This is a genomic window from Lysobacter cavernae, from assembly GCF_042648505.1.
GTDB lineage: Bacteria > Pseudomonadota > Gammaproteobacteria > Xanthomonadales > Xanthomonadaceae > Lysobacter_L > Lysobacter_L cavernae.
This window is the reverse complement of sequence record NZ_JBHRXK010000004.1, coordinates 392370-417474: the sequence shown is the minus strand read 5'-3', so window position 1 is coordinate 417474 and position 25105 is coordinate 392370. Positions and strand designations below refer to the sequence as shown.

22 protein-coding genes and 1 tRNA gene are annotated in these 25105 nt (G+C 68.1%); 7 read left to right on the top strand and 16 right to left on the bottom strand.

From position 1 onward, the window contains the following. Window positions 1-52 precede the first annotated feature (52 nt). Together ACFOLC_RS11585 and ACFOLC_RS11580 are read right to left on the bottom strand one after the other, a co-directional pair. Window positions 53-1501, bottom strand: coding sequence for a Mur ligase family protein (locus ACFOLC_RS11585; RefSeq protein WP_386759427.1), 1449 nt, complete (start codon window positions 1499-1501; stop codon window positions 53-55). 100 nt (window positions 1502-1601) lie between these two features. After that, window positions 1602-2180 carry an adenylate kinase gene (locus ACFOLC_RS11580; RefSeq protein ID WP_386759400.1) on the bottom strand — a complete coding sequence of 193 codons (579 nt, stop codon included), beginning with the start codon at window positions 2178-2180 and terminating at the stop codon, window positions 1602-1604. Between the two features lie 178 nt (window positions 2181-2358). Between ACFOLC_RS11580 and ACFOLC_RS11575 the strand changes: the two genes are divergently transcribed. From ACFOLC_RS11575 to ACFOLC_RS11565, 3 genes are all read left to right on the top strand, one after another. Beyond that, window positions 2359-3615 carry a 6-phosphofructokinase gene (locus ACFOLC_RS11575; RefSeq protein ID WP_386759399.1) on the top strand — a complete coding sequence of 419 codons (1257 nt, stop codon included), beginning with the start codon at window positions 2359-2361 and terminating at the stop codon, window positions 3613-3615. Between the two features lie 25 nt (window positions 3616-3640). Beyond that, on the top strand, window positions 3641-4471 hold the full coding sequence (locus ACFOLC_RS11570; protein ID WP_386759398.1) for a helix-turn-helix domain-containing protein: 831 nt from the start codon (window positions 3641-3643) through the stop codon (window positions 4469-4471). Between the two features lie 76 nt (window positions 4472-4547). Next, the gene (locus tag ACFOLC_RS11565) at window positions 4548-4991 is read left to right on the top strand and encodes a VOC family protein (RefSeq protein ID WP_386759397.1); all 444 of its coding nucleotides are present in this window, start codon (window positions 4548-4550) and stop codon (window positions 4989-4991) included. A 186-nt stretch (window positions 4992-5177) separates the two neighbouring features. Here the strand turns inward: ACFOLC_RS11565 and ACFOLC_RS11560 are convergent, their stop codons facing one another. After that, a complete protein-coding gene (locus tag ACFOLC_RS11560; protein ID WP_386759396.1) occupies window positions 5178-5687 on the bottom strand; it encodes a hypothetical protein in 510 nt (169 codons plus the stop codon). Window positions 5688-5896: 209 nt separating this feature from the next. Between ACFOLC_RS11560 and ACFOLC_RS11555 the strand changes: the two genes are divergently transcribed. Together ACFOLC_RS11555 and ppa are read left to right on the top strand one after the other, a co-directional pair. Beyond that, entirely contained in the window at window positions 5897-7924 is a 2028-nt protein-coding gene (locus tag ACFOLC_RS11555; RefSeq protein WP_386759395.1) for a sodium-translocating pyrophosphatase, read from the top strand. Window positions 7925-8278: 354 nt separating this feature from the next. Beyond that, entirely contained in the window at window positions 8279-8833 is a 555-nt protein-coding gene (gene ppa / locus ACFOLC_RS11550; RefSeq protein WP_386759394.1) for an inorganic diphosphatase, read from the top strand. A gap of 139 nt (window positions 8834-8972) precedes the next feature. On the opposite strand, the gene hrpA is transcribed toward ppa, so the two are convergent. Beyond that, window positions 8973-12962: an ATP-dependent RNA helicase HrpA gene (gene hrpA / locus ACFOLC_RS11545; protein ID WP_386759426.1), complete on the bottom strand. Its 3990-nt coding sequence runs from the start codon at window positions 12960-12962 to the stop codon at window positions 8973-8975. 92 nt (window positions 12963-13054) lie between these two features. Here hrpA and ACFOLC_RS11540 point away from each other — a divergent pair, with 92 nt between their 5' ends. Both ACFOLC_RS11540 and recQ read left to right on the top strand, forming a co-directional pair. Further along, a complete protein-coding gene (locus tag ACFOLC_RS11540) occupies window positions 13055-13606 on the top strand; it encodes a Dps family protein (RefSeq protein ID WP_386759393.1) in 552 nt (183 codons plus the stop codon). A 233-nt stretch (window positions 13607-13839) separates the two neighbouring features. After that, window positions 13840-15666: a DNA helicase RecQ gene (gene recQ / locus ACFOLC_RS11535; RefSeq protein WP_386759392.1), complete on the top strand. Its 1827-nt coding sequence runs from the start codon at window positions 13840-13842 to the stop codon at window positions 15664-15666. 28 nt (window positions 15667-15694) lie between these two features. Here recQ and ACFOLC_RS11530 read toward each other — a convergent pair whose 3' ends face one another. The 12 genes from ACFOLC_RS11530 to ruvB all read right to left on the bottom strand — a co-directional run bounded on the left by ACFOLC_RS11530 (window position 15695) and on the right by ruvB (window position 25090). Next, window positions 15695-16315 carry a mechanosensitive ion channel domain-containing protein gene (locus ACFOLC_RS11530; RefSeq protein WP_386759391.1) on the bottom strand — a complete coding sequence of 207 codons (621 nt, stop codon included), beginning with the start codon at window positions 16313-16315 and terminating at the stop codon, window positions 15695-15697. A 453-nt stretch (window positions 16316-16768) separates the two neighbouring features. Then, window positions 16769-16844 (bottom strand) — tRNA-Lys (locus tag ACFOLC_RS11525). Between the two features lie 99 nt (window positions 16845-16943). Further along, window positions 16944-17642: a 7-cyano-7-deazaguanine synthase QueC gene (queC, locus tag ACFOLC_RS11520; RefSeq protein ID WP_386759390.1), complete on the bottom strand. Its 699-nt coding sequence runs from the start codon at window positions 17640-17642 to the stop codon at window positions 16944-16946. A gap of 107 nt (window positions 17643-17749) precedes the next feature. Continuing rightward, window positions 17750-18427 (bottom strand): 7-carboxy-7-deazaguanine synthase QueE, encoded by a 678-nt coding sequence (gene queE, locus ACFOLC_RS11515; protein WP_386759389.1) that lies wholly within the window; start codon window positions 18425-18427, stop codon window positions 17750-17752. Between the two features lie 9 nt (window positions 18428-18436). Continuing rightward, window positions 18437-19210 carry a tol-pal system protein YbgF gene (gene ybgF / locus ACFOLC_RS11510; RefSeq protein ID WP_386759388.1) on the bottom strand — a complete coding sequence of 258 codons (774 nt, stop codon included), beginning with the start codon at window positions 19208-19210 and terminating at the stop codon, window positions 18437-18439. A 12-nt stretch (window positions 19211-19222) separates the two neighbouring features. Further along, window positions 19223-19735 (bottom strand): peptidoglycan-associated lipoprotein Pal, encoded by a 513-nt coding sequence (gene pal / locus ACFOLC_RS11505; protein WP_386759387.1) that lies wholly within the window; start codon window positions 19733-19735, stop codon window positions 19223-19225. A gap of 82 nt (window positions 19736-19817) precedes the next feature. Next, entirely contained in the window at window positions 19818-21137 is a 1320-nt protein-coding gene (gene tolB, locus ACFOLC_RS11500; protein ID WP_386759386.1) for a Tol-Pal system beta propeller repeat protein TolB, read from the bottom strand. Window positions 21138-21271: 134 nt separating this feature from the next. Further along, window positions 21272-22228, bottom strand: coding sequence for a TonB C-terminal domain-containing protein (locus ACFOLC_RS11495; RefSeq protein ID WP_386759385.1), 957 nt, complete (start codon window positions 22226-22228; stop codon window positions 21272-21274). Further along, window positions 22228-22671, bottom strand: coding sequence for a protein TolR (gene tolR, locus ACFOLC_RS11490; RefSeq protein ID WP_386759384.1), 444 nt, complete (start codon window positions 22669-22671; stop codon window positions 22228-22230). The genes ACFOLC_RS11495 and tolR overlap by 1 nt, the downstream gene beginning before the upstream one ends. A gap of 111 nt (window positions 22672-22782) precedes the next feature. Next, the gene (gene tolQ, locus ACFOLC_RS11485; RefSeq protein ID WP_386759383.1) at window positions 22783-23562 is read right to left on the bottom strand and encodes a protein TolQ; all 780 of its coding nucleotides are present in this window, start codon (window positions 23560-23562) and stop codon (window positions 22783-22785) included. Between the two features lie 72 nt (window positions 23563-23634). After that, window positions 23635-24057, bottom strand: coding sequence for a tol-pal system-associated acyl-CoA thioesterase (gene ybgC / locus ACFOLC_RS11480; protein ID WP_386759382.1), 423 nt, complete (start codon window positions 24055-24057; stop codon window positions 23635-23637). Continuing rightward, a complete protein-coding gene (ruvB, locus tag ACFOLC_RS11475) occupies window positions 24050-25090 on the bottom strand; it encodes a Holliday junction branch migration DNA helicase RuvB (RefSeq protein ID WP_386759381.1) in 1041 nt (346 codons plus the stop codon). Before ruvB ends, ybgC begins: the two co-directional genes overlap by 8 nt. Window positions 25091-25105 lie beyond the last annotated feature (15 nt).

The following is a 25105-nucleotide window of genomic DNA, read 5'->3' as shown; positions in this document are numbered from 1 at the left end:
AGTGTACCGGTCACCGGACGGGTCATCCCCAACCACGGGCGTCACCGATGACTCAGCCGGCCGCCTGATCGCGCAAGGCGGCGAAGAACCGCCGCGGTGCGCCGTCAAAGCCGCCGTTGGACATGAACACGACGTGGTCGCCATGGCGCACGCGCTCGCGCAACGCCGCGATCAAGGCGTCGACGTCGGGAGCGGCGACGCCTTCGCCGCGCAGGCCGGCCACGACCTTGCCGGCGTCCCAGGCCAGTTCCGGGCGATGCAGGAACACCACGACATCGGCGCCGTCGAGCGAGGGCGCCAAGGCATCGGCGTGTGCGCCCAGCCGCATCGAATTGCTGCGCGGTTCCATCGCCACCAGGATTCTCCGTGCGTCACCGACCTTGGCACGCAGGCCGGCGAGCGTGGTCGCGATCGCCGTCGGGTGATGGGCGAAATCGTCGTACACGGTGATGCCATCGACCTCGCCGATGACCTCGAGGCGGCGCTTGACGCTGTGGAACTGCGCCAGCGCCGGCAGCAGCGTCGCCACTTCGACGCCAATGGCATGGCTGGCCGCGAGTGCCGCCAGCGCGTTCATCACGTTGTGACGGCCGAGCAACGGCCAGTGCACTTCGCCGACCTCGATGCCGCGGTGCACGACCACGAACGCGCTGCCGTCCTCCTGCAGCAGGCGCGCGGTCCAGTCGAACGCGGCGCGCGCGGCGGCGCCCTCGTCGGCACGGTCACCGTGCTGCAGTGCAGCCTGTGACGCCACGGCCAGGCTCGCATCGAGACCGAAGGTCTCCACCGGCGTCCAGCAGCCCATCGCCAGCACCTGCGCCAGGTGCTGATCCTCGCCGTTGACGATCAGCCGGCCGCGACGCGGCACCGTGCGCACCAGGTGGTGGAACTGGCGCTGGATCGCGGCCACGTCCGGGAAGATGTCGGCGTGGTCGTACTCGAGGTTGTTGAGGATCGCCACCAGCGGCCGGTAGTGGACGAACTTGCTGCGCTTGTCGAAGAACGCGGTGTCGTATTCGTCGGCTTCGACCACGAACTCGCGGCCCGCACCGACCCGCGCGGAGGCACCGAAGTCCTCGGCGACGCCGCCGATCAGGAAGCCCGGCTCGCGCCCGGCCGCCTGCAGCAGGTAGGTCAGGATCGAGGTGGTGGTGGTCTTGCCGTGGGTGCCGGCCACGGCCAGCGTGTCGCGGCCGGGCAACAGGTTCTCACTGAGCCACTGCGCGCCGGAGGTGTAACGGCGGCCGTCGTCGAGCACCTGCTCGACCGCGGCATTGCCGCGCGAGAGCGCGTTGCCGATCACGACCTCGTCGCAATCGGCGGAAATATGTTCGGGCAGGTAGCCCTGGCGCAAGGCGATACCGAGCTGTTCGAGTTGCGTCGACATCGGCGGGTACACCGCCTGGTCGCTGCCTTCGACCTCATGGCCGAGTTCGCGCGCGAGGGCGGCGACGCCGCCCATGAAGGTGCCGGCGACACCCAGAATATGTAGCTTCAAGATCGCGACGTCCCAAGTGATCGCATCGAAGGCCGGCGAAGCGACTCCAGCACGGCGCCGACGCCCCCTCTCCCGCACGCGGAAGAGGGAGCAAAAGCAAACATCAGCCGACTTCCTTCACCGGCGCCAGCGCCTCGAGGATGCGGTTGAACACCTCGTCGAGCGAGCCGACGCCGTTGACCACGGTCAGCTGGCCGTGCTGGCGATAGAACTCGATCACCGGCGCGGTCTGGGTGTCGTAGATGGTGAGGCGCTTGCGCACCGATTCCGGGTTGTCGTCGGCGCGGCCTTCGGCCTGGGCGCGGCCGGCGATGCGCTCGACCAGCAGTTCGGTCGGCACCTCCAGCTGCACCGCAAAATCCATCGGCTGGCCGATACGCTTGAGCAGGTGGTCCAGGGCATCGGCCTGGGCCTGGTTGCGCGGGTAGCCGTCAAGAATGAAACCGCCGGCGGTGTCCGGACGCGAGAAGCGGTCCTCGAGCATGCCCAGCAGGATCTCGTCCGAGACCAGATTGCCGGCAGCCATGATCTCCTTGGCTTCGAGGCCGAGCTTGCTGCCGGCGGCCACCTCGGCACGCAGCAGGTCACCGGTGGAAATGTGCGGCACCTGCAGGTGCTCCTTGAGTCGCGCAGCCTGCGTGCCCTTGCCGGAACCGGGCGCGCCCAGAAGTACCAATCGCATCAACATCGCTCCTGAAACAAGAAAATCTGGCGTGCGGACCGCTCGGGCCCCGGCGACCCCGGCCGAAAGCCGGCCCGGTCGCCTGCCGGCGGCGCGGCGCTACACTCGAGCGACCTCACCCCGCCGGGCAAATAGTGCGGTCAGCTTACCGCATCCCGGCCGCAATCCTGGAATGGACATGGCCTCCGGAACCCTGCTGTACGCGCAATCGGGCGGTGTCACCGCCGTCATCAACGCCACCGCCGCCGCCGTGATCGAGGCCGCCCGTGCCCGCAAGGTCAAGGTGCTCGCCGCCCGCAACGGCATCCTCGGCGCGCTGCGCGAGGAGCTGATCGACACCTCGAAGGAATCAGCGGCAGCAATCCAGGCGCTGGCCCACACCCCCGGCGGCGCCTTCGGCTCGTGCCGGGTCAAGCTCAAATCGCTCGACGCCGACCGCGCCCGCTACGAGCGCCTGCTGGCGGCGCTGAAAGCCCACGACGTGCGCTGGTTTCTCTACAACGGTGGCAACGACTCGGCCGACACCGCGCTCAAGGTCTCGCAGCTGGCGGCCGAATTCGACTACCCGTTGACCTGCATCGGCGTACCCAAGACGGTCGACAACGACCTGGCGGTGACTGACTGCTGCCCGGGGTTCGGCTCGGCCGCCAAGTACACCGCGGTGTCGGTGCGCGAGGCCGCGCTCGATGTCGCGGCGATGGCCGACACCTCGACCAAGGTGTTCGTCTACGAGGCGATGGGCCGCCACGCCGGCTGGCTCGCCGCGGCTGCCGGGCTGGCCGGGGCAGGCGCCGACGATGCGCCGCACCTGATCCTGTTCCCGGAGCGGCCGTTTGACGAGGCCGCCTTCTTCGCCCGGGTGAAGGCCACGGTCGAGCGCGTCGGTTACTGCGTGGTCGTCGCCAGCGAGGGCATCCAGACGCCGGACGGCCGCTTCGTCGCCGATGCCGGCGGCGGCAAGGACTCGTTCGGCCACACCCAGCTCGGCGGCGTTGCCTCGCACCTGGCCGGCCGGGTGAAAGACGTGCTCGGCTACAAGGTGCACTGGACCCTGCCCGATTACCTGCAGCGCTCGGCCCGGCACCTGGCGTCGAAGACCGACCTCGAACAAGCCCAGGCGGTGGGCCGCAAGGCCGTCGAGTTCGCGCTCAAGGGCATGAACGCGGTGATGCCGGTGATCGTGCGCACGTCCGATGCGCCGTATCGCTGGAAGATCGAGGCCGCGCCGTTGAGCAAGGTCGCCAACCACGAAAAGAAGATGCCGGCGGGCTTCATCCGCAAGGACGGCTACGGCATCACCGCCAGCGCGCGCCGCTATCTGGAGCCGCTGATCCGCGGCGAGTCACCGCCGCCGTACGGCCGCGACGGATTGCCAAAATACGTGACGCTGAAGAACGCCGCAGTGCCGCGCAAGCTGCCCGATTTCACCGCCTGAACAAAGGCCGCGCTACCGTGCCGCCATGGCCCTGATCCTGCCACCGCTGAAGGCGCTGCGTCCGTACGTGGCAAGCGTATGGGCAAGCGCCCGCGGCGAAGCCACCGCGACCGGCCGCGAGCACGTGCTGCCGTGCGGCCAGATGCATCTGGCGGTGCGGCTGGACCACGCACCACTGCGGTTGTTTGCCGATGCCGACGATCGCGCCGGTGACGTCATCGGCGATGCGGTGGTCGCCGGTGCGCGCGCCGGCTACTACATCAAGGACATGTCGGTGCCGGCGCGCTCGGTCGGCGTGCAGCTGCGCCCGGGTGCGGCTGCGGCATTGTTTGGCGTGTCGGCGGCAGCACTGCAGGGCCACCACGTGCCACTGGACGCGCTGTGGGGCGCCGACGCACGCCGCCTGCGCGAGCGCCTGCATGAAACGCCCGATCCCCGCGCGCAGCTCGACGTGCTGCAAACGCTGCTGCTGGCGCGGCTGCGCGTGCGTGCCTTGCATCCGGCGGTGGCGCAGGCGCTGGTGCGGATGGAGATGGGCACCAACCACGACGACCTTGGCATCCGCGGCCTGGTTGATGGCGCCGCCAGCAGCCACCGCCATTTCATTGCCCGCTTCCGCGACGCCACCGGCCTGTCGCCGAAACGCTACACACGCGTGCTGCGCTTCCGGCGCCTGCTGCAGGCCTTCGCTGCCGACCCGACGCGGCCGTGGATCGACCTCGCCCTCGCCGCCGGCTACAGCGACCAATCGCACTGCATCCGCGAATTCCGCGAGTTCGCGGGCGTCGCCCCGCAGGCCTATCGCCGGGCGACGGGCGCTGCGCCGCTGCATCTGCCGATGCCAGGGCGACGCTGAGCCGCGGTCAATTTCGTGCAAGACGGCATCCCACGCGAAGCCTACCGTGGCCTCGCCCATCCATCAGGAGTGCGTCATGACCGTGCATGAGCTGTTCCCCTACCTGTGCGTACGCGATGCCGCGCAGGCGATCGCGTTCTACGGCGCGGTGTTCGATGCCACCGAGCAGTTCCGGCTCAATGAGCCCGGTGGCCGCGTCGGCCACGTCGAACTCGCCTTCGGCGACACCACGCTGATGCTGTGCGAGCAGTACCCGGAGTACGACATCCGCGAGCCGAACCCGAGCGCCGGCACCAGCGTCACCCTGCATGTCCACGTCGACGATGCCGACGCCGTCATCGCCCGCGCCCTCGCCGCCGGCGCCACTTTGCTGATGCCGGCCAAGGATCAGTTCTACGGCGAGCGCTCGGGCGTGTTCCGCGACCCGTTCGGCCACCGCTGGAACGTCGGCCACAGCATCGAGGAAGTGACACCGGAGGAGATGCAGCGGCGCTACGACGGAATCGTCGAACCCTGCTGAGCGACGCGGCGCGTCATCTGCCGTCGAGCACGCCTTCGAGCATTGCCCGTAGCGAACGCCAGCACGACCGCCTTTGGGTTGGTCGTGCCGGGCTGTAGGTTCGACGCTCCGAGGCACGATTTTCGACCGGGCAATTTCGACCGGGCGTTCTTGCTTGATCGCATCCGCGATCAAGCCACGCCTGCCTCAGCCGCCGCAGGCCTTGCCCTCGACCGACATCGCCGCGGCGAACACCGGCACAGCCGGCATCTTGTTGGTGGCGGCGACCTGCTTGGAGTCCTGCAGGTAGATGCGCGCCTGTCCCTGTGCGTCGAGCTTGGGCGGCACCGCCGTCGCGGCCGGCTTGCGCCACACCCGCACCACCGCCTGCTGCGAGGGGCAGACGGCATTGGGTACGCGGATGAGATCGTTGAACTTCCAACCCGTCTGCTCGGACGGCTTGACCTTTGCGGCATCGACAAAGCGCGCGCGTGGCTGGCAGGTCGGACTGGTTCGCACCACCGCGAACTTGTAAGGGTCGGCGGCCTGGCCGGTAAACATGCCCTCGATGCGCGCGCACGCCTCCGGGATCTGGCGCAACGTGTGCACCGCGTTCACGGCCTGCGGCTGCACCGTGCCGCGGTTGATCTCGGGCTTGGGATCGGCCGCCGACACCGGCAGCGACACAGCGGCGAGCAGGGTGAGGGCCAGGCGCATGGCAAGCTCCAACGATTCGTGACTTGGGTCGCAGGCTGCCACGTGCGCGCTGAACCGCGCTTTCATGGACGGCCCGCCCGGTTCCACGGTTCACGGGCCTGTGCCATAGTCCCGGCGTTGCCCACGGCCCCACCCGTTAATGCGGCAGCATCACAACTCAAGGTACACGTCCGTTGTTGTCCGATGTCCACTCTAATGGGGAGGGGTTCATGCTGGAGCAGTACGGTTTGACCTTGGCGCTGGTTTGCGCCGTCATCGCGATCCTGTACGGGATCATTTCCGCGCGCTGGATCAGCGCACAACCCGCCGGCAACGAACGCATGCAGCAGATCGCCGGCGCGATCCAGGAAGGCGCACGCGCCTACCTCAACCGGCAATACATCACCATCGCCATCGCCGGCGCGGTGCTGTTCGTGTTGATCGGCATCTTCCTCAAATGGCCTACCGCGATCGGCTTCCTGATCGGCGCGGTGTTGTCCGGTGCGGCCGGCTACATCGGCATGAACGTCTCGGTGCGCGCCAACGTGCGCACCGCCGAGGCCGCGCGTCGTGGCATCGGCCCGGCGATGGACGTGGCGTTCCGCGGCGGCGCGATCACTGGCATGCTGGTGGTCGGGCTCGGCCTGCTCGGCGTCGCCGGTTACTGGATGGCATTGGGCTACATGGGCATCACCGGCGAGCCGGCGTTGCACGCCTTGGTCGGTCTCGCGTTCGGCGCCTCGCTGATCTCGATCTTCGCGCGCCTGGGCGGCGGCATCTTCACCAAGGGCGCCGACGTCGGCGCGGACCTGGTCGGCAAGGTCGAGGCCGGCATCCCCGAGGACGACCCGCGCAACCCGGCGGTGATCGCCGACAACGTCGGTGACAACGTTGGCGACTGCGCCGGCATGGCCGCCGACCTGTTCGAAACCTACGCGGTCACCATCATCGCGACGATGCTGCTGGGCGGCCTGATGACGGCGCAAGCTGGTGCCAACGCGGTGCTGTACCCGCTGGTGCTGGGCGGCGCGTCGATCATCGCCTCGATCATCGGTGCGTTCTTCGTGAAAGTTAAGGCCGGCGGCTCGATCATGGGCGCGTTGTATCGCGGCGTGATCGTGTCGGCGGTGCTGGCGGCGATCGCGTTCTACCCGATCACCAGGTCACTGATGGCCGACAACAGCCACGGTGCGATGAACCTGTACTGGTGCGCGCTGATCGGGCTGGTGCTGACCGGTGCGATCGTGTGGATCACCGAGTACTACACCGGCACGCAGTTCAAGCCGGTGCGGCACATCGCCGCCGCCTCCACCACCGGCCACGGCACCAACATCATCGCCGGCCTGGGCGTGTCGATGAAATCGACCGCACTGCCGGTGATCGCGGTGTGCGCGGCGATCTGGGGGGCGTTCGCGCTCGGCGGCCTGTACGGCATAGCCATCGCCGCGACCGCGATGCTGTCGATGGCCGGCATGATCGTCGCCCTCGACGCCTACGGCCCGATCACCGACAACGCCGGCGGCATCGCCGAGATGGCGGAGCTGCCCCCGGAAGTGCGCAGCATCACCGACCCGCTCGATGCCGTCGGCAACACCACCAAGGCGGTGACCAAGGGCTACGCGATCGGTTCGGCCGCACTGGCGGCGCTGGTGCTGTTCGCCGACTACACCCACAACCTGTCGGCCAACAACGGCGGCGCCACACTCGCCTTCGACCTGTCCGACCACGAGGTGATCATCGGCCTGCTGATCGGCGGCCTGATTCCCTACCTGTTCGGCGCGATGGCGATGGAAGCGGTGGGTCGTGCGGCAGGGGCCGTGGTCGAGGAAGTGCGGCGCCAGTTCCGCCAGATCCCCGGGATCATGGAAGGCACCGGCAAGCCGGAGTACGACAAGGCCGTCGACATGCTGACCAAGTCGGCGATCAAGGAAATGATCGTGCCGTCGCTGCTGCCGGTCGTGGTGCCGGTCGTGGTCGGCCTGGTGCTGGGTCCGAAGGCGCTCGGCGGGTTGCTGATCGGCACGATCGTCACCGGCCTGTTCGTGGCGATCTCGATGACCACTGGCGGCGGCGCCTGGGACAACGCCAAGAAGTACATCGAGGACGGTCACCACGGCGGCAAGGGCTCCGATGCGCACAAGGCGGCGGTCACCGGCGACACCGTCGGCGACCCGTACAAGGACACGGCGGGACCGGCGATCAACCCGCTGATCAAGATCATCAACATCGTCGCCCTGTTATTGGTTCCGCTCCTGTAAGCGAACGGGGGTCATCGAAGTGACTCCCGCGCGACACCAACTCCCCCTCTCCCGCTTGCGGGAGAGGGTTAGGGGAGAGGGACGCAGATCGCGGTGACCTCTGCAGCACCGAAAGGCGGCCTCCGGGCCGCCTTTTTCATGGCAACGGCTTCGCCGCCCCCCTCTTCCGGCCCTTCGGGCCACCTTCTCCCGCGAGGGGAGAAGGAAAGCGTCCCTGCCCCTGCGCAGGAAAGGGGCTAACGGCCATGCCTGCTGCGCCGCAGCAGCCAGCCGCGTAAAATGCCGACCCCGCTTTCCTGAAAGCACCCTCCCCGGCCCGCCCCACGGCGCGGCCACCAGCAGTTGGAGCAACGAATGGGCCTGGACCTCGTCCCCACCGGCAAGAACCCGCCGGATGAGATCAACGTCATCATCGAAATCCCCAAGGACGCCGAGCCGGTCAAGTACGAGGTCGACAAGGCTTCTGGCGCGATCTTCGTCGACCGCATCCTGTCCACGCCGATGCGCTACCCGTGCAACTACGGCTACGTCCCGCACACGCTGTGCGGCGACGGCGATCCGGCCGACGTGCTGGTGATCCTGCCGCTGCCGCTGGTGCCGGGCTCGGTCATCCGCGCAGTGCCGGTCGGCGTGCTGAAGATGAGCGACGAGGCCGGCAGCGACGAGAAGCTGATCGCGGTGCCGGTGCCGAAGATCTTCGGCGGCTACGCCCACATCACCGACATCGAACAGGTCTCGCAGCACTGGCTCGATCGCATCGGCCACTTCTTCGAGCACTACAAGGACCTGGAGAAGGGCAAGTGGGTGAAGATCGAAGGCTGGGGCAACGCCGCCGAGGCCAAGGCCATCCTCAACGAGGCGATCGCGCGCTACAACGCGATCGAAGAAGCCGACAAGCCGAAGTTCTGATAGCGCTGCGTTCGCGTCATGAAAAGGCCGCCCGATGGGCGGCTTTTTTTGTGGTCCTTCGCGGAAGTCCGGGTTTGAAGCACATCAAGCCAGAGCCTCAGTTTGACGAAACCTGGCAGCTCAAGGTTTGTCCGGCGCCCTAGACCGACCTCTGCAACCCAGCCAAACGGGTCGCCAGTTTCTTCGGCGACACGCCACCGCGCACGCCGAGCTCCTGCGCGAACAGCGACACGCGCAGTTCCTCCAGGTCCCACCGCAGCGCCTGCCAATCGGATGCCGTGGCGATGCCGGCCTGATCGGCTTCGGTCAATGCGTCGGTGAACGGTTTGAGTTCGAGCATGCGCGCCTGGTCGCGGCTTGGGTCGCGCAACGCGCGCTCGCCACGCAGGGCCAGTGCCTTGAGATAACGCGGGTACTCACGCAGGGCTTCGGCCGGGACGTCACGCAGGAAGCCCGGAGGCGTCAGCGTCGCCAGGTGCGCGCGCATGTCGTCGAGGTTGCCGCTGGCCCAGCCCATCAGCGGCGACTCCAGCTTGGCGCGCGCCTCGGCCACCGCGCCCAGAATGGTCTCGGCCTGGCTCAGGCGCTCCATGGCTTCCGCGAACAACTGCTTGGCGATGGCCTCGCGCCGCGTCGCAAACGCGCTCGTGTCGCGGATCGCATCGAGCCCGTCGGCAGCCAGGGCCGCGAACGCACCATCGACCAGATCGGCGCGCAGGCGGTCGCCCTCTTTCAGGCCATCCCGACGCGGTGCCGCCGACTCGATCGCCGCGTACAGCAGGCCGGTCTTCGGTGACACCGGCAACTGCTTGCGCGCCTGTTTGAACTTGTCGGCCAAGGCGAGTGCGAGCAAGCGACGCACGCCACGCGGGTGCTCGCGCTGCGCGACCTCCTGCTGGGCGTGGACCCGCAGTGACACGCTCATCCCGTCGTCGTGCAGCGCCGGATAGGCCGGCACGCCGCCCGCGCCCGCTACAGAACGCGGCACCGGCGTATCGGGAAACCCGGTCAAGCCGTGCTGGGCGAGGCCGTCGGCGGCCCGGGCCGCAAACGCCGCCGTCGCCTGCTCGCCAAAACGGCTGCGCAGTTCATCGAGGTCGCGCGACTCGGCCAACACGCTGCGCCCGTCGCCGCCTTTCGCAGGGGCATCAAGCAGGCGCAGGTTGATGCGCAGGTGCGGTTCGAGTGCGGTCTCGTCGAAGTCGGTGGCGGCCACGGCGACACCGGTGAGTTTGTGCAGGAAGCGCGCCAGCGCGCCGGTGAAGGCATCGGCCTGCCCGCCCTGGTCGACACCGCTCGCCTCATGGAAGGCACGGGCGAAATCCGGCGCCGGCACGAAGTTGCGGCGCAGGGTCTTGGGCAGGGTCTTGATCAACGCCGCAGCCTTGTCGACGACGAAGCCTGGCGCCAGCCACGACAGTCGCACCGGATCGAGCGCGTTGAGCAGGTGCAGTTGCACCGCCACGGTCATGCCGTCATCGGGTGCACCGGGCTGGAAGCGGTACGTCACCGCCAGGCGCACGTCGCCAAGCGCGAGGTACGGCGGGAAGCGCGCGGCATCGCTCTCGTCGCCGACCATCAGGTCGGTGAGCGACCATTCCAGTTTCGCCTTCTCCGCGGCCGGCAACTTGCCGTACCACGCGTCCAGTGCCTGCGCGTTGTGCACCTGCGGCGGCAGCCGGTCCAGGTACCACTGCGTCATCCAGTCCTCGTCGACGACCAGACCGGCGCGGCGCTGCTTGGCCTCCTCCTCGTTCGCCTTGGCCAAGGTGGCGAGGTTGCGCGCGACGAACACGCAGCGGGTGTTGATCTCGCCGGTGACCAAGGCATCTCGGGCAAAGATCGCACGGCTTTCCTCGGGGAACAGCGCGCCGTAGTGGATCGGGCGCTTCGGCGCCAGCACCAGGCCGAACAGGCTGATCTGCTCGCTGCCGACCACGCGCCCCTGCGAGCGCGCCCAGTGCGGGTCGTGCTGGCGACGCGCGAGCAGGTGCGGCAACTCGGCGATCGCCCAGTCCGGCTCGATCGCAGCATTGGTCAGCGACCACACGCGCTCGGTGTCGAGCAAGGTCGCCGCCAGCACCCACGGCGGCGGTTTCTTCGCCAGCGGCGAACCCGGAAACAGTTGGAATTTGCGCCCGCGCGGGCCGTCGTACAGGCCGCCGCCTTTGCCCTCGCCGCGCAGGCCGCGCAGGCCGATCTGGGTCGGCAGGCCGGCGATCAGCGCGCGATGCAGCGTGACGTAGGCAGCGTTGTCCATCTCCGCGACCACGTTGTTCTGCTGCCAGCCCAGGTCATCGGCCATCAACTTGAGCTGGCGATGCAGCTCGCGCCACTCGCGCATGCGCAGGAAACCGAGGAAGCGTTTCTCGCACCAGGCGCGCAGTTTCGACTGGGTGAGCTCCTCGTGCGCGGCCTGGTAGGCGTCCCACAGCTTGAGGATGCCGACGAACTCCGACTTCGCATCGGCAAACTCGGCGTGGGCGTTGTCGGCGGCGGCGCGCTGGTCGGCAGGACGCTCGCGCGGGTCCTGGATGCCGAGGAAGGCGGTGACCGCCAGCATCTCGCGCAGGCAGCCGTGCGTGTTCGCGGCGACCAGCATGCGCGCCAGCTTCACGTCGACCGGCAAGCGCGCCATCAGCTTACCGGTCGCGGTCAGCTTGCGGGCGCGGTCGTCGTCGCCCACCTCGACCGCGCCCAGTTCGCCGAGCTGTTGCCAACCGTCGGTGATCGCGCGGGCATCGGGCGGTTCCAGGAACGGGAAATCTTCAATCCGTCCCAAACCCAGCGACAGCATGCGCAGGATCACTCCGGCCAACGCGGCGCGGCGGATCTCCGGGTCGGTGAAGCGCGGTCGCGATTCGAAATCGGCCTCGCTGTAGAGGCGGTAGCAGGTGCCCTCGCTGATGCGGCCGCAGCGGCCCTTGCGCTGGTCGGCGCTGGCCTGGCTGACCGGCTCGATATGCAGCCGGTCGAGCTTGCCACGCGGACTGTAGCGCTTGACGCGCGCCAGACCCGGGTCGACCACGTAACGGATGCGCGGCACCGTCAGCGAGGTCTCGGCGACGTTGGTCGCCAGCACGAAGCGCCGCTTCGGACCGGGATTGAACACGCGGTCCTGGTCGCGCACCGACAGCCGTGCGTACAGCGGCAGCACCTCGGTCTCGCGGTACTTGCGCCGTTCCAGCGCCTGGTGGGCGTCGCGGATTTCGCGCTCGCCGGACAGGAAGATCAGCACGTCGCCGCGCGGGTCTTCGCGGGTGATCTCGTCACAGGCGGCGACGATGCCGTCGTTGACCGTGCGCTCGCCCGCCTCGTCGCCCTCGCCTTCCAACGGACGGTAGCGCACCGAAACCGGATACCCACGGCCCTCGACATCGACCACCGGCGCGCCGCCGAAATGCGCGGCGAAACGCTCGGTGTCGATCGTCGCCGAAGTGACGATGACCTTGAGGTCGCGGCGCTTGAGCAGCAGCTGCTTGAGGTAGCCGAGCAGGAAGTCGATGTTGAGGCTGCGCTCGTGCGCCTCGTCGATCAGGATGGTGTCGTACTGCGACAGCCAGCGGTCGGACTGGATCTCGGCCAGCAAAATGCCGTCGGTCATGAACTTGACCGCGGTGTTGTCGCCGACATTCTCGTTGAAGCGCACCTGGTAACCGACCACGCCGCCGAGCGGCGTCTGCAGCTCCTCGGCCACGCGCCGGGCGACCGCGCGCGCGGCGATGCGGCGCGGCTGGGTGCAGCCGATCATGCCGGCGCTGCCGCGGCCGGCAGCCAGGCACAGCTTCGGCAACTGCGTGGTCTTGCCTGAACCGGTCTCGCCGGCGATCACCACCACCGGATGCTCGCGGATCAGCGCGACGATGCGCTCGGCCTCGGCGGCGATCGGCAACGACGGGTCGACCGGCACTCGCGGCAGCGAAGCCGCGCGCGCCTCGCGTTGCGCAACCGACACCGCCAGCGCCTGAGCGAAGGCATCGCGCGCCGCGGCATCGGTCGGCTTGCCGCTCCAACGCGACCACAAGCCGTGCAGACGACCGCGATCGCGGCTCAGCGCACCGTCGATCGCGCGGCGAGCCTGACGTAACGCGTTGCTGACATCAGCGTGGCTAGACTCCGCCGGACCCATTGATTTCATCGATCGCACTGCAAGGTAAAAACCATTTCACGCCGTGATCGGCACAGCCTATTGTCACCGCATTCCAACCAGGGAGTTACATCGTGGCCAAAGACAAACCCGCCAAGTCCAAGCCGGCCAAACCTGCCAAGCCGGCGGCGACCGGCAATGCCGCCTCGCCGGCCATCGATATCGGGATCAGTGGCGGCGACCGCAAGAAGATCGCCGAAGGGCTGTCGCGCTTCCTGTCCGACAGCTTCACCCTGTACCTGAAGACCCACAACTTCCACTGGAACATCACCGGGCCGATGTTCAACAGCCTGCACGTGATGTTCGAGGGCCAGTACACCGAGCAGTGGAACGCCCTGGACGAGACCGCCGAGCGCATCCGCGCCCTGGGTTTCAACGCGCCGGGCTCGTACGCGGAGTTCATCCGCCTCAGCTCGATCCCGGAAGAGCCGGGGCTGACCGAAGCGCCGGACTGGCGCGAGATGGTGCGCCAGCTCACCGTCGGCAACGAGGCGGTCGCGCGCACCGCACGCAAGGTGCTCAAGACTGCCGACGACGCCGGCGACGACCCGACCGTCGACCTGATGACCCAGCGCCTGCAGACCCACGAGAAGAACGCGTGGATGCTGCGCTCGCTGCTGGAGTGATCGGCAACGAGGCTTGCCGCCCTCTCTCTACCGCTTGCTGAAGAGAGAGGGCGTCACGCATGGCGTCGCCCGGGCAAGGCCACACCCGGGTTTGCTTTTTGTGGCGATCCGATCGGTATCGCATTGATCTCCCGGGCGCGTTCACCTACCCGGGCGACAAGCCGCCAGCCGTCCTACATCCCGTCCTGGCATTTCCCGACGGCCGTGGCGTGTGCGCCCGCTAAACTAGGCGCATGTCCGACGCTGCCCTCGACCTGCTCCGCCGCATTTTCGGCCACCCCGGCTTCCGCGGCGAACAGGCGCAGATCGTCGAACACGTGACCGGCGGCGGCGACGCCCTGGTGCTGATGCCCACCGGCGGTGGCAAGTCGCTGTGCTACCAGCTGCCGGCCCTGCTGCGCACCGGCTGCGGCCTGGTCGTCTCGCCGCTGATCGCGCTGATGCAGAACCAGGTCGAGGCCCTGCGCCAGCTCGGCGTGCGCGCCGCCTTCCTCAACTCGACCCTCGACGCCGCGGGCGCGGCCGAGGTCGAGCGGCAACTGCTGGCCGGCGAACTCGACCTGCTCTACGTCGCCCCGGAGCGGCTGCTGACCGCGCGTTTCCTGTCGCTGCTCGACCGCGCTCACGCGGGCGCGGGCATCGCTCTTTTCGCGATCGACGAGGCCCACTGCGTCTCGCAATGGGGCCACGATTTCCGCCCCGAATACCGCCAGCTGACCGTGCTGCACGAGCGCTGGCCCGACATTCCGCGCATCGCCCTGACCGCCACCGCCGATGCCCCGACCCGGCGCGAGATCGCCGAGCGGCTGGCGCTGGAGGACGCACAGCAGTTCGTCAGCTCGTTCGACCGCCCCAACATCCGCTACCGCGTCGTCCACAAGGACGGCGGCTCCCGCCAGCTGCAGGATTTCCTCGCCCGTCACCGCGGCGAGAGCGGCATCGTCTACGCGTTCTCGCGCAAGCGCGTCGATAGCACGGCCGAGCAACTGCAGGCCGCCGGCTTCGATGCCCTGCCCTACCACGCCGGCATGGACGCGGCCGCGCGCGCGGCCAACCAACGCCGCTTCCTGCAGGAGGACGGTGTGGTGATGGTGGCGACCATCGCCTTCGGCATGGGCATCGACAAACCCGACGTGCGCTTCGTCGCCCACATCGACCTGCCCAAGTCGATCGAGGGCTACTACCAGGAAACCGGCCGCGCCGGCCGCGACGGCGAGCCGGCCGAAGCCTGGCTGTCGTACGGGCTCGGTGACGTGGTCAACCTGCGGCAGCTGATCAACCAGGGCGAGGCCGGCGAGGAGCGCAAGCAGCTGGAGCTGCGCAAGCTCGACGCGCTGCTCGGCTACTGCGAATCGACACAATGCCGGCGGCAGGCGCTGCTGGGCTGGTTCGGCGAGCCGCACGCCGGCGCCTGCGGCAATTGCGACAACTGCCTGGAGCCGCCGCAAAGCTGGGACGGCACCCAGGCCGCGCGCAAGGCGTTGTCGTGCGTGTACCGCACCGGTCAGCGCTTCGGCGCCGGCCACCTGATCGACGTGCTGCGCGGCGTCGCCACCGACAAGGTCCGCCAATACGGCCACGACGGCCTGAGCACCTGGGCCATCGGCAACGACCTCGACGAGCGCCAATGGCGCGGCGTGTTCCGCCAGCTCGTCGCCGGTGGCCTGCTCGAGGCCGATGTCGAGCGCCACGGTGCGCTGCGCCTGACCGCGATCAGCGCGCCGGTGCTGCGTGGCGAGCGCGAGCTGCGCTTCCGCAACGAGCAGCCGCGGCCGCCACGCGGGCGCAAGACCCGCACGGGCACGGCCGCGGCGCCGATGATCGACCTCGCCCCTGACGACCTCGCCCGCTTCAACGCCCTGCGCGAATGGCGTGCGGCCACCGCGCGCGAGCAGAACGTGCCGGCCTACGTGATCTTCCACGACAGCACCCTGCGCGCGATCGCCGAGACCGCGCCCGACGACCTCGGCGAACTGTCGCGCATTCCCGGCATCGGCAGCAGCAAGCTCGACCGCTATGGCGAGGCGGTGCTGCAGCACCTGTTCGACCACATGCCTTGAGCGCCAGGTATCAACACTGGCGAACGCATCACAGCGTAGGTTCGTCGACCTCGGTCACGGCACGGGGCGAATACCGCCAGCGGCGAACCGTACGCTGAAAGAACAGACTGTTGGGAATCTGCAGCGTGGTCGCGGCCGAACCGTGCCCCTCGTCATCGCTCCCATTGCCGTCGGCATGCTCCTGCAGCGTGGTGTAGATCAGGTTGATGTCGATCACCCGCCCCTTCATGCCAGGCTCGGCGCCACGATCGAGCAATTCGATCTGGTCGTGCAGGCGGAACGGGCGCGTGATGAAGATCAGCATCGTGCAGAAGATGTTGGACAACACGCTCCAGGCGGCGAAGAACGCCACCGCCGCCACCGTGGCGAAACCGGTGAACGCAGTCCACAGCACCGTGCCGGATACGCCGATGCGCTCCAGCACCAGCAACAAGGCAGCCGCGTAGATGACGAAGCCGAACACCCGTCGCGCGCCCATTGCCAGTTCCTGCGGTAACGCGTAATGCGCGGCGATGCGCTGGATCACGCGCCGGGCCAGCGACCTCAGCAGCCACGCGGCAAGCAGGATCAACGCCACCTGGACCACCGGCACGATGACATCCAGCCATTGCCACAGCCACGCAGGCAGATGTTCTTTCATCACAGGCATACCTCACTCAGTACTTGGATGACACACGCTATCCGGGCAACCTGCCGGCGTTGGCAGGGTAACCAGCGCAAACCGATAGCGACAACGCCTGACCCCCGACGCGCCGCGATGCCACAACGACGAGGGACGAGGAAGACTGATCGCGGTGACCGCTACGGTGCCGCTTTGGTCAAGTGGTGGATCGTGATCGATTCGAGCCATCGACAGCGGATGTGAGTCCGATTCGAAGACCGACTGTTTGTGTGGTGGGCCGTGATCGATTCGAACCATCGACCAGCGGATGTGAGTCCGATTCGAAGACCGACTGTTTGTGTGGTGGGCCGTGATCGATTCGAACCATCGGCCAGCGGATGTGAGTCCGATTCGAAGACCGACTGTTTGTGTGGTGGGCCGTGATCGATTCGAACCATCGACCGGCGGATGTGAGTCCGATTCGAAGACCGACTGTTTGTGTGGTGGGTCGTGATGGATTCGAACCATCGACCAGCGGATTAAAAGTCCGATGCTCTACCGACTGAGCTAACGACCCACGCGGACCGGCCTTGCGCCGGGGCGTGCATTCTAACGCAGCGATCGCCCTTGATGCATTCGCAGGCGTTGGCGGTGCACTTGCGGCGACCGGCTGCGTTCAGACGTAGCGGGTCGGGTCGGCGACGCCGGCGGCGGCGAAACCCTCCGCGCGCAGGCGGCAGGCGTCGCAATGGCCGCAGGCACGGCCCTGCTCGTCGGCCTGGTAGCACGAGACCGTGTCGGCAAAGTCGACGCCAAGGCGGACGCCCTCGCGCACGATGTCGGCCTTGCTCAGGAACTGCAGCGGCGCGTGCACGCGGATGCCGGCACCTTCGACGCCGGCCTTGGTGGCCAGGTTGGCGAGGCTCTGGAACGCGGCGATGAACTCCGGCCGGCAATCCGGATAGCCGGAATAGTCGACCGCATTGACCCCGCAGAAGATGTCGGCGGCGCCGAGCACCTCGGCCCAGCCGAGCGCGACCGACAGCATGATGGTGTTGCGCGCCGGCACGTAGGTGACCGGGATGTCGTCCTTGGCGGCGGCCTGGCCGATCGCGTGGCCGTCGTTGTCCAGCGGCACGCTGATCGCCTCGTCGGTCAGCGCCGAGCCGCCGATGCTGCGCAGGTCGACATTCACCGTCTTGTGCGCGACCGCTCCGAGCGCTTTCGACACGCGGTCGGCGGCATCGAGTTCGGAGGTGTGGCGCTGGCCGTAGCGCACGCTCAGCGCGTGCACCGCGTAGCCCTGCTCGCGGGCGATGGCGATGACGACGGCGGAGTCCATCCCACCGGATACGAGGACGACGGCATTTTTCATTCCAGTAATCCGATCCATATCCATCACGATTCTGCAGAAGCGGCCGCGAAGCGCGGCGTGCCAGAGGTCAATCGCGGCTGAAGCCGCTCCTACCGAGGAAGGGCGCTTCAGCGGCCGGGCTCGTCGTTCCACAGGATCTTGTGCAGCTGCAGCTGGAAGCGCACCGGCAGCTTGTCGGCGACGATCCAGTCGGCCAGGTCGCTGGGCTTGATCTGGCTGAAGCTGGGCGAAAACAGCACGTCGCAGACATTGGTCAGGCCGTGCTGCACGACGACGTCCTTGGCCCAGTCGTAGTCCTCGCGCGAGCAGATCACGAACTTGACCTGGTCGTGCGGGGTCAGCAGTGGCAGGTTCGACCACAGGTTGCGGTGGACCTCGAGCGAGCCCGGGGTCTTGATGTCGAGCACGCGCGAAACGCGCAGGTCGACCTCGGAAATGTCGATCGCGCCGGAGGTTTCCAGCGACACGTCGTAGCCGGCATCGCACAGGCGCGTGAGCAGGCCGATGCAGCGCTTCTGCGCGAGCGGCTCGCCGCCGGTGACGCAGACGTGGCGGGCGCCGTGACTCGCGACCTCGGCGAGGATGTCGTCGATCTGCCGCCACTCCCCACCGTGGAAGGCGTAGGCGGTGTCGCAGTACTGGCAGCGCAGCGGGCAGCCGGTCAGGCGCACGAACACGGTCGGCCAGCCGATGCTGCGGGCCTCGCCTTGCAGGGACAGGAAGATTTCGGTGATCCGCAGCCGCTCTTGCGACGCTGCGGCCGCATCGGCGGTGACGGCGTTCATCGGGCTATTTTAGCGGAGCCGGCCGAGCTGGATCGCGTTGAGGCGGTCGCTGGCGGTGCGCGCGGCGTCGGTGCCGGGGTATTTCGTGGACACCTCGGCCAGGGTGCGCTCGGCCGCCTCGACCTGCTTGAGGCCGAACTGCGCCAGGCCGACCTTGAGCATCGCCCCCGGGGCCTTGTCATGGGTCGGGAAGCGGTCGAGCAGGGCCTGGAACTGCACCTGCGCGAGCTGGTAGTTCTGGGTGACGTAATAGCTTTCGCCCAGCCAATACAGTGCGTTGGGGGCGTAGGTGCCGTCCGGGTGGGCCTCGATGAAGGCCTGGAACAGCCGCGCCGACTCGGTGTAATCGCCGCCCTTGAGCGCGTTGAAGGCGGCGTCGTAGGCGCCGCGCTCATCGGCGTTCTTGGCCAGGGCACCCTTGTCGCCGTAGACCGCCGGCGCCCGTTCCTTGGGAGCGGCGGAAGCCGAGGACGGTGGCGTGACCGGTGCGGCTGCCCCGCCTTCCATGCGGTTGAGGCGGCCATCGAGGTCGAGGTACTGCGCCTTCGAGGATTCCTGCAACTGCTGGTTGCGGTGATTGAGCTCCTCGACCTGCGAGCGCAGGGCCTGCACTTCCGACTTGAGCTGGCTGACCTGGTTGAGCAGGTCGATGTTGCCCTGGGTGTCGGCCGCGCGCTGCTCGAGCACGGTCACGCGGTCGGCCAGGCTGGCCCGCTGCGCGGACGCGGGCGCGGCGGCCACGAGGGCCGCCGCGAGCGTTGTTGCAATGACGAACGTGCGCATCATTCCAAGCGATTACTTGGCGGTGTAGACGATCTCGACGCGGCGGTTCTTGGCCCAGCAATCCTCGCTCGAGTCGGTGCAGACCGGACGCTCTTCGCCGTAGCTGGTGACGGTGACCTGGCTGCCCGAGCCGCCGTTGGCCTGGACCGCCGAGGACACCGCGTTGCCGCGGCGCTCGCCGAGGCCGAGGTTGTACTCACGGCTGCCGCGCTCGTCGGCGTTGCCTTCCAGGGTCATGCGCGAGGACGGACGGTCACGCAGGTACTTGGCGTGGCAGCCGACGATGGCCTGGAACTCCGGACGCAGGCTGTCCTGGTCGAAGTCGAAGTAGACCACGCGCTGGCGCAGGCAGGCATCGGTGTCGAGGTCGTTCGGGCCGTACACGCCCGAGGTGGTCGGCTGCTCGGTGGCCGGCGCGGTGGTGCCGGTGTCGGCCGGCGGGGCTTCTTCCTTGACCTTCTTCGAGCAGGCGACGGCTGCGGTACACAGCACGGCGGCGAGCAGGATGCGGGTGGTGTTGTTCATGGTGCTTCCTCGTCAGTTAACGTGATACTGGTGGTCGAATTCTTGTTCGTTCTTGTGCTCGGTACCGGACCTGCATCGCCGATCAACGCGACAGTCGGAACGGTCCCCAGGCTGGCTCGCGCACATCCCCGTCGGCGAGTACCAGGCGCTGACGCACCCGGGCATCGGACGACACGGCGTAGAGCACGCCCCGGCGGCCTTCGCGCGCAGCATAAAGGATCATGGCGCCATTCGGGGCAAAGCTCGGCGACTCGTCGAGCGAACCGGGCGAAAGCGTGCTCCAGCGCGCGGAACCCAGGCCGGAATCCATCATCGCGATGCGGTAGGTGTTGCCGGCGCCCTGGGCGGTGGCGATCTTCTTGCCGTCGGCCGACACGCTGGCGCTGGCGTTGTAGCTGCCCTGGAAGGTGACGCGGGTCGCACCACCGCCGCTGGAAGCGACCTGGTAGATCTGCGGGCGGCCGCCGCGGTCGGAGGTGAAGTAGATGATGCCGCCGTCGGCGCTCCAGGTCGGCTCGGTGTCGATGCCGAAGTGGTTGGTCAGCTGGGTCAGCGCGCGGCTGCCCAGGTCCATCACGTAGATCTCCGGGTTGCCGCTGCGCGACAGGGTCAGCGCCAGGCGGCGACCGTCCGGCGAGAACGCCGGCGCGCCGTTGATGCCGCGGAACTTGGCGATCAGCTCGCGGCTGCCGGAGCCGATGTTCTGGATGTAGATCGAGGAGTTGCCGCCCTCGAAGCTGACATAGGCCAGCTTGCTGCCGTCCGGGCTCCACGACGGCGACAGCAGCGGCTCGGGCGAGCGCACCACGGTCTGCGGGTTGTAACCGTCGGAGTCGGCGACCATCAGCGCGTACTGCGCGGCCTTGCCGGTGCCGGTCGCGGTGACGTAGGCGATGCGGGTGAAGAACGCGCCACGGATGCCGGTGATCTTCTCGTAGACCGCATCGGCGACCTGGTGGGCGACGTCGCGCATGGCGTTGGCGCGCGCGGTCAGGGCGAAGCCGAGCAGACGCTCCTGCTTGGCCACGTCGAACAGCTCGTACTCGACGCGGTAACTGCCGGCACCGGCATCGAGCACGCGGCCAACCACGATGTAGTCCTGGTTGAGCGCGCGCCAGGTCGGGTAGTTGATCTCGCCACCGCGGCTGGGCTTTTCGACGATGTCCTTGGCCGGCAGCGGGCGGAACTGGCCGGAGCGGGCCAGGTCGGCGGTGACCACGCCGGCGACGTCGGTCTGCGGCGCCGTGCCGCCGCCCTGGTACGGCATCGGCACCACCGCGATCGGCAGGGCCGCGGCGTTGCCGCCGACGATATCGATCTCCAGTCCTTGCTGCTGGGCAGCGGCGGCAAGGGGCAGCAGGAGGGCGAGCAGCGAGGCCAGCCAGGCAAGGGGTCGTTTCATCGGCACTCCGGTCGGACTACGGGCAAAGGCATGACGAACTGGACAGACGATCTGTTCAGGTGGGCAATTGTTAACAGCTGCGCGGTGAACGTGGCCTCAAAGCTGAACCACGGTCCGTTGCGCCGGCGTGACATTCAGCGGTCTTCGGCGGTGAAGTTGATGTTGAGCTGGCGGTTGAACACCTTCTCGAACCCCGCGTACGGCAGCGGCTGGGCCTTGCGCACGGCGGCCTCGATCGAGCGCTGGCCTGCCTCGTCGTAGGCGCACGGCGAGGCCACCTCGGCCGACATCACGCTGCCGCCCGGCAGCTGCCGGATGATGATCCGGCAACGCGCGCCGATCGGCACGGTCTCCGGGCGCGTCCACTTGGACAGCACGGCCTCCTGGATCGCGGCCTGGTAACGCGCGAGCAGCCCCTCGTCGGTGCCGCCGCTGCCCGGCGCGCTGGCGGCGCTGGCCGAGTCGGAGGCCTGGCGCGCCTTGACGTCGGCGATCTGCGCCAGCCGCTGTTCGGCCAGCTGCGCCTCGCGCGTGGCAGCGGCGCGCTTGCGGCGGATCTCGTCGATCTGCTTCTGCCGCTCCACCTCCTGCTGGGCCAGGCGCTGCTTGCGCTCGGCCTCGCGCTGGCGCTCGACCTGGGTCAGGTCGACCTGGTCCTGGCGGCGTTTTTCTTCCTGCAGCGTGGTCTCGCTGGCCGGGGTCGGGGTCGGCAGGTCGACCACCGCGTCCTGGTTCTGCGTATCCGGGATCGGGATGAAGTCCTGTGCCTGCTGCTGTTGCGGCGTCGGCGCGTCCTGCGGCACCGGCTCGGGCAGCGGCTGCGGCAATGGCGCGCTTTCTTCGGGCTGCGGCTCCGGCTCGGGTGGCAGCACCGGCTCCTCGGCCGGTTCCGGCTGCCTGTTCAAGGTGCGCTGCATCGCCGACGACAACGCACTGGCGTCGATCAGCTCGGCCGACATCGCCCCAGCGGCGGCCGCGGGCGCCGCGCTGCGGGTCCACCACAAGCCGGCGAACAGCAGCACGAACAGCAACGCGTGCAGCGCCAGCGCGAGTCCGAAAGCCTGCGCGGTGTCGGCGCGGGTTTCCCGCATTATCGACCACCCTGCTTCTGGTCAGTGAGCAGGCTGACTTTTTCGACGCCCGCGCCGCGCAACAGGTCGATCGCGTCCATCACATGCTGGTACTTGGCAGCGCCCTCACCCGCCACGAGCACCGGCGCTGCCGGGTTCTGGCGATGGAACGCACCAACCCGGGCGGCCAATGCTTCTGCGCTCATCGATTGCGGCGCTTGGTCGCCCTTGACCGTCAGCGCGTAGCTGCCGTCTGGATACACCTGCACCACGACCGGCTCGGTTTTGGCATTGATCGACTTGGCCCTGGACTGCGGCAGGTCGATATCGACGCCGAGGTTCAACAGCGGCGCGGTGATCATGAAGATCACCAGCAACACCAGCATCACGTCGATGTACGGCACGACGTTGATCTCGGCTTTCAGTTTGCGCTTGCGGTGGCGGCGCCCGGCAATGACGGACATGGCGTTCCTCTCTCTTTGTCATTCCGGACGCAGTGAGAAATCTGCTGTTGCAGTGCCCAGCGAACAGCGGATCCCTCGTCATGCCCGGGATGACAGATAAAAATGGCGGGCTCAGCCCTCGTCGGCGTGCGCCTGGCGCTGCAGGATCGAGGAGAACTCCTCGGCGAAGGCGTCGTAGCGCACCGCCAGGCGTTCGACGCCGGTGGCGAAGCGGTTGTAGGCCCACACCGCCGGGATCGCCGCGAACAGGCCCATCGCCGTTGCCAGCAACGCTTCGGAGATGCCCGGGGCGACGTCCTTGATGCCGACCTGCTCGCTGCTGGCCAGCAACGAATGCATCGTCACCATGATGCCGAACACGGTGCCGACCAGGCCGATGTACGGCGAGGTCGAGCCGATGTTGGCCAGCAGCTCGAGGTTGTGCTCAAGGCCGTCCAGCTCGCGTGAGGCGGTGGCCCGCATCGCCCGCTGCGCGCCTTCGAGCTGGGCGCGGCTGTCGACGCCCTTGCGCTGGCGGATGCGGTTGAACTCGCGGAAACCGGCCTCGAAGATCGCCTCGATGCCGCCGATGTCGCGGTTGCGCTCGGTGGTGCCGGCGTAGAGCTTGGACAGCTCCGCGCCCGACCAGAAACGCTCCTCGAACTGCTCGGCCTCGCGCGCGGCGCGGCGCATGACGCTGCGCTTGCGGAAGATGATCACCCACGAAGCCACCGATGCCACCACCAGCAGCAACATGATCAGCTGCACCGGCAGGCTGGCCTTGAGCACCAGGTCAAGCAGGTCGAGGCTGTTGGCGGCAGTGCCGGCAGCGGCCTGGACGGCTGCGGTCGCGGCCTCTTCCGGCAAGGGCTCTACGGTGGCGGCCTGCAGCGCGGTCAACAATGGCGTCATGCTTGGTTCTCCGTGCCCGTCGCGCGGGACTGTGTCTGGTGTGGCTTTAGAAGCAGGTGATTAAGAAACTGATTAAGACGCGGGTTGTTCAAGGGCTTTGAGCTGGTCAAACAGCGGCGGCGGGATCGCGCGCGGGCGAAACGCCCCCGCATCGAGCGCCGCGACCCGCACCTGCGCGGTCAGCAGCAACTCGCTGCCGCGGTGGATCGCCTGCGCGAAGATCGCGCTGGCGCGCCGGCATTCCTGCAGGCCGGCGCTGACTTCCAGCGCGTCGTCCAGTCGCGCCGGCTTGAGGAAGTCGAGCTGCATCGCGCGCACCGCGAACACCAGATCGTATTCGCGGCGCAGAAGTTCCTGGCCGTAGCCCTGCGCGCGCATCCACTCGGTCCGCGCGCGTTCGAGAAACGCCAGGTACTGCGCGTGGTAGACCACCCCACCCGCGTCGGTATCTTCCCAATAGACCCGTGTCGGCCAACTGAACGCCGCGTCAACCATCGCGCTCGGATTCCGTGAAAAGTCCGTCGTTATTGGCTTTCGGCTTCAAGCCGATGTGCCGGTAGGCCTTGGCCGTGGCCATGCGCCCGCGCGCGGTGCGGATCAAATAGCCCTGCTGGATCAGGTAGGGTTCGATCACGTCCTCGAGCGTGCCGCGCTCCTCGCTGAGCGCCGCGGCCAGCGATTCGACGCCGACCGGGCCGCCGTCGAACGACTCGATGATGGTGCGCAACATGCGCCGGTCGAGCTCGTCGAAGCCCTCCGGGTCGACCTTGAGCATCGCCATCGCCGCATCGGCGACCTCGCGGGTGATGTCGCCGCCGGCACGGACCTGGGCGAAGTCGCGCACCCGCCGCAGCAGGCGGTTGGCAATGCGCGGGGTACCGCGCGAGCGTCGGGCGATCTCGGCCGCGCCTTCCGGCTCGCAGGCGATGCCGAGAATCTGCGCCGAGCGGCGCACGATCCGGGTCAGTTCCTCGGCGCTGTAGAACTCCAGGCGCTGGACGATGCCGAAGCGATCGCGCAGCGGCGCGGTCAGCAGGCCGGCGCGGGTGGTCGCGCCGATCAGGGTGAACGGCGGCAGGTCGAGCTTGATCGAACGCGCCGCGGGGCCCTCGCCGATCATGATGTCGATCTGGTAGTCCTCCATCGCCGGGTACAGCACTTCCTCGATCGCCGGCGAGAGGCGGTGGATCTCGTCGACGAACAGCACGTCGTGCGGCTGCAGGTTGGTCAGCAGCGCGGCCAGATCGCCGGCCTTCTCGATCACCGGGCCGGAGGTCTGGCGCAGGCCGACGCCGAGCTCGTTGGCGATGACATGGCTCAGCGTGGTCTTGCCCAGGCCGGGCGGGCCGAAGATCAGCACGTGGTCGAGCGCCTCGCCACGCTGCTTGGCGGCCTCGATGTAGATCTTCATCTGCTCGCGCACCGGCTGCTGGCCGAGGTACTCGTCCAGGCGCTTGGGGCGGATCGAGGCCTCGATGGCCTCGTCCTCGCGCGTGGCGCCAGCAGCGATGATGCGTTCGTCGTTCATGCGGCTATGTTCGCA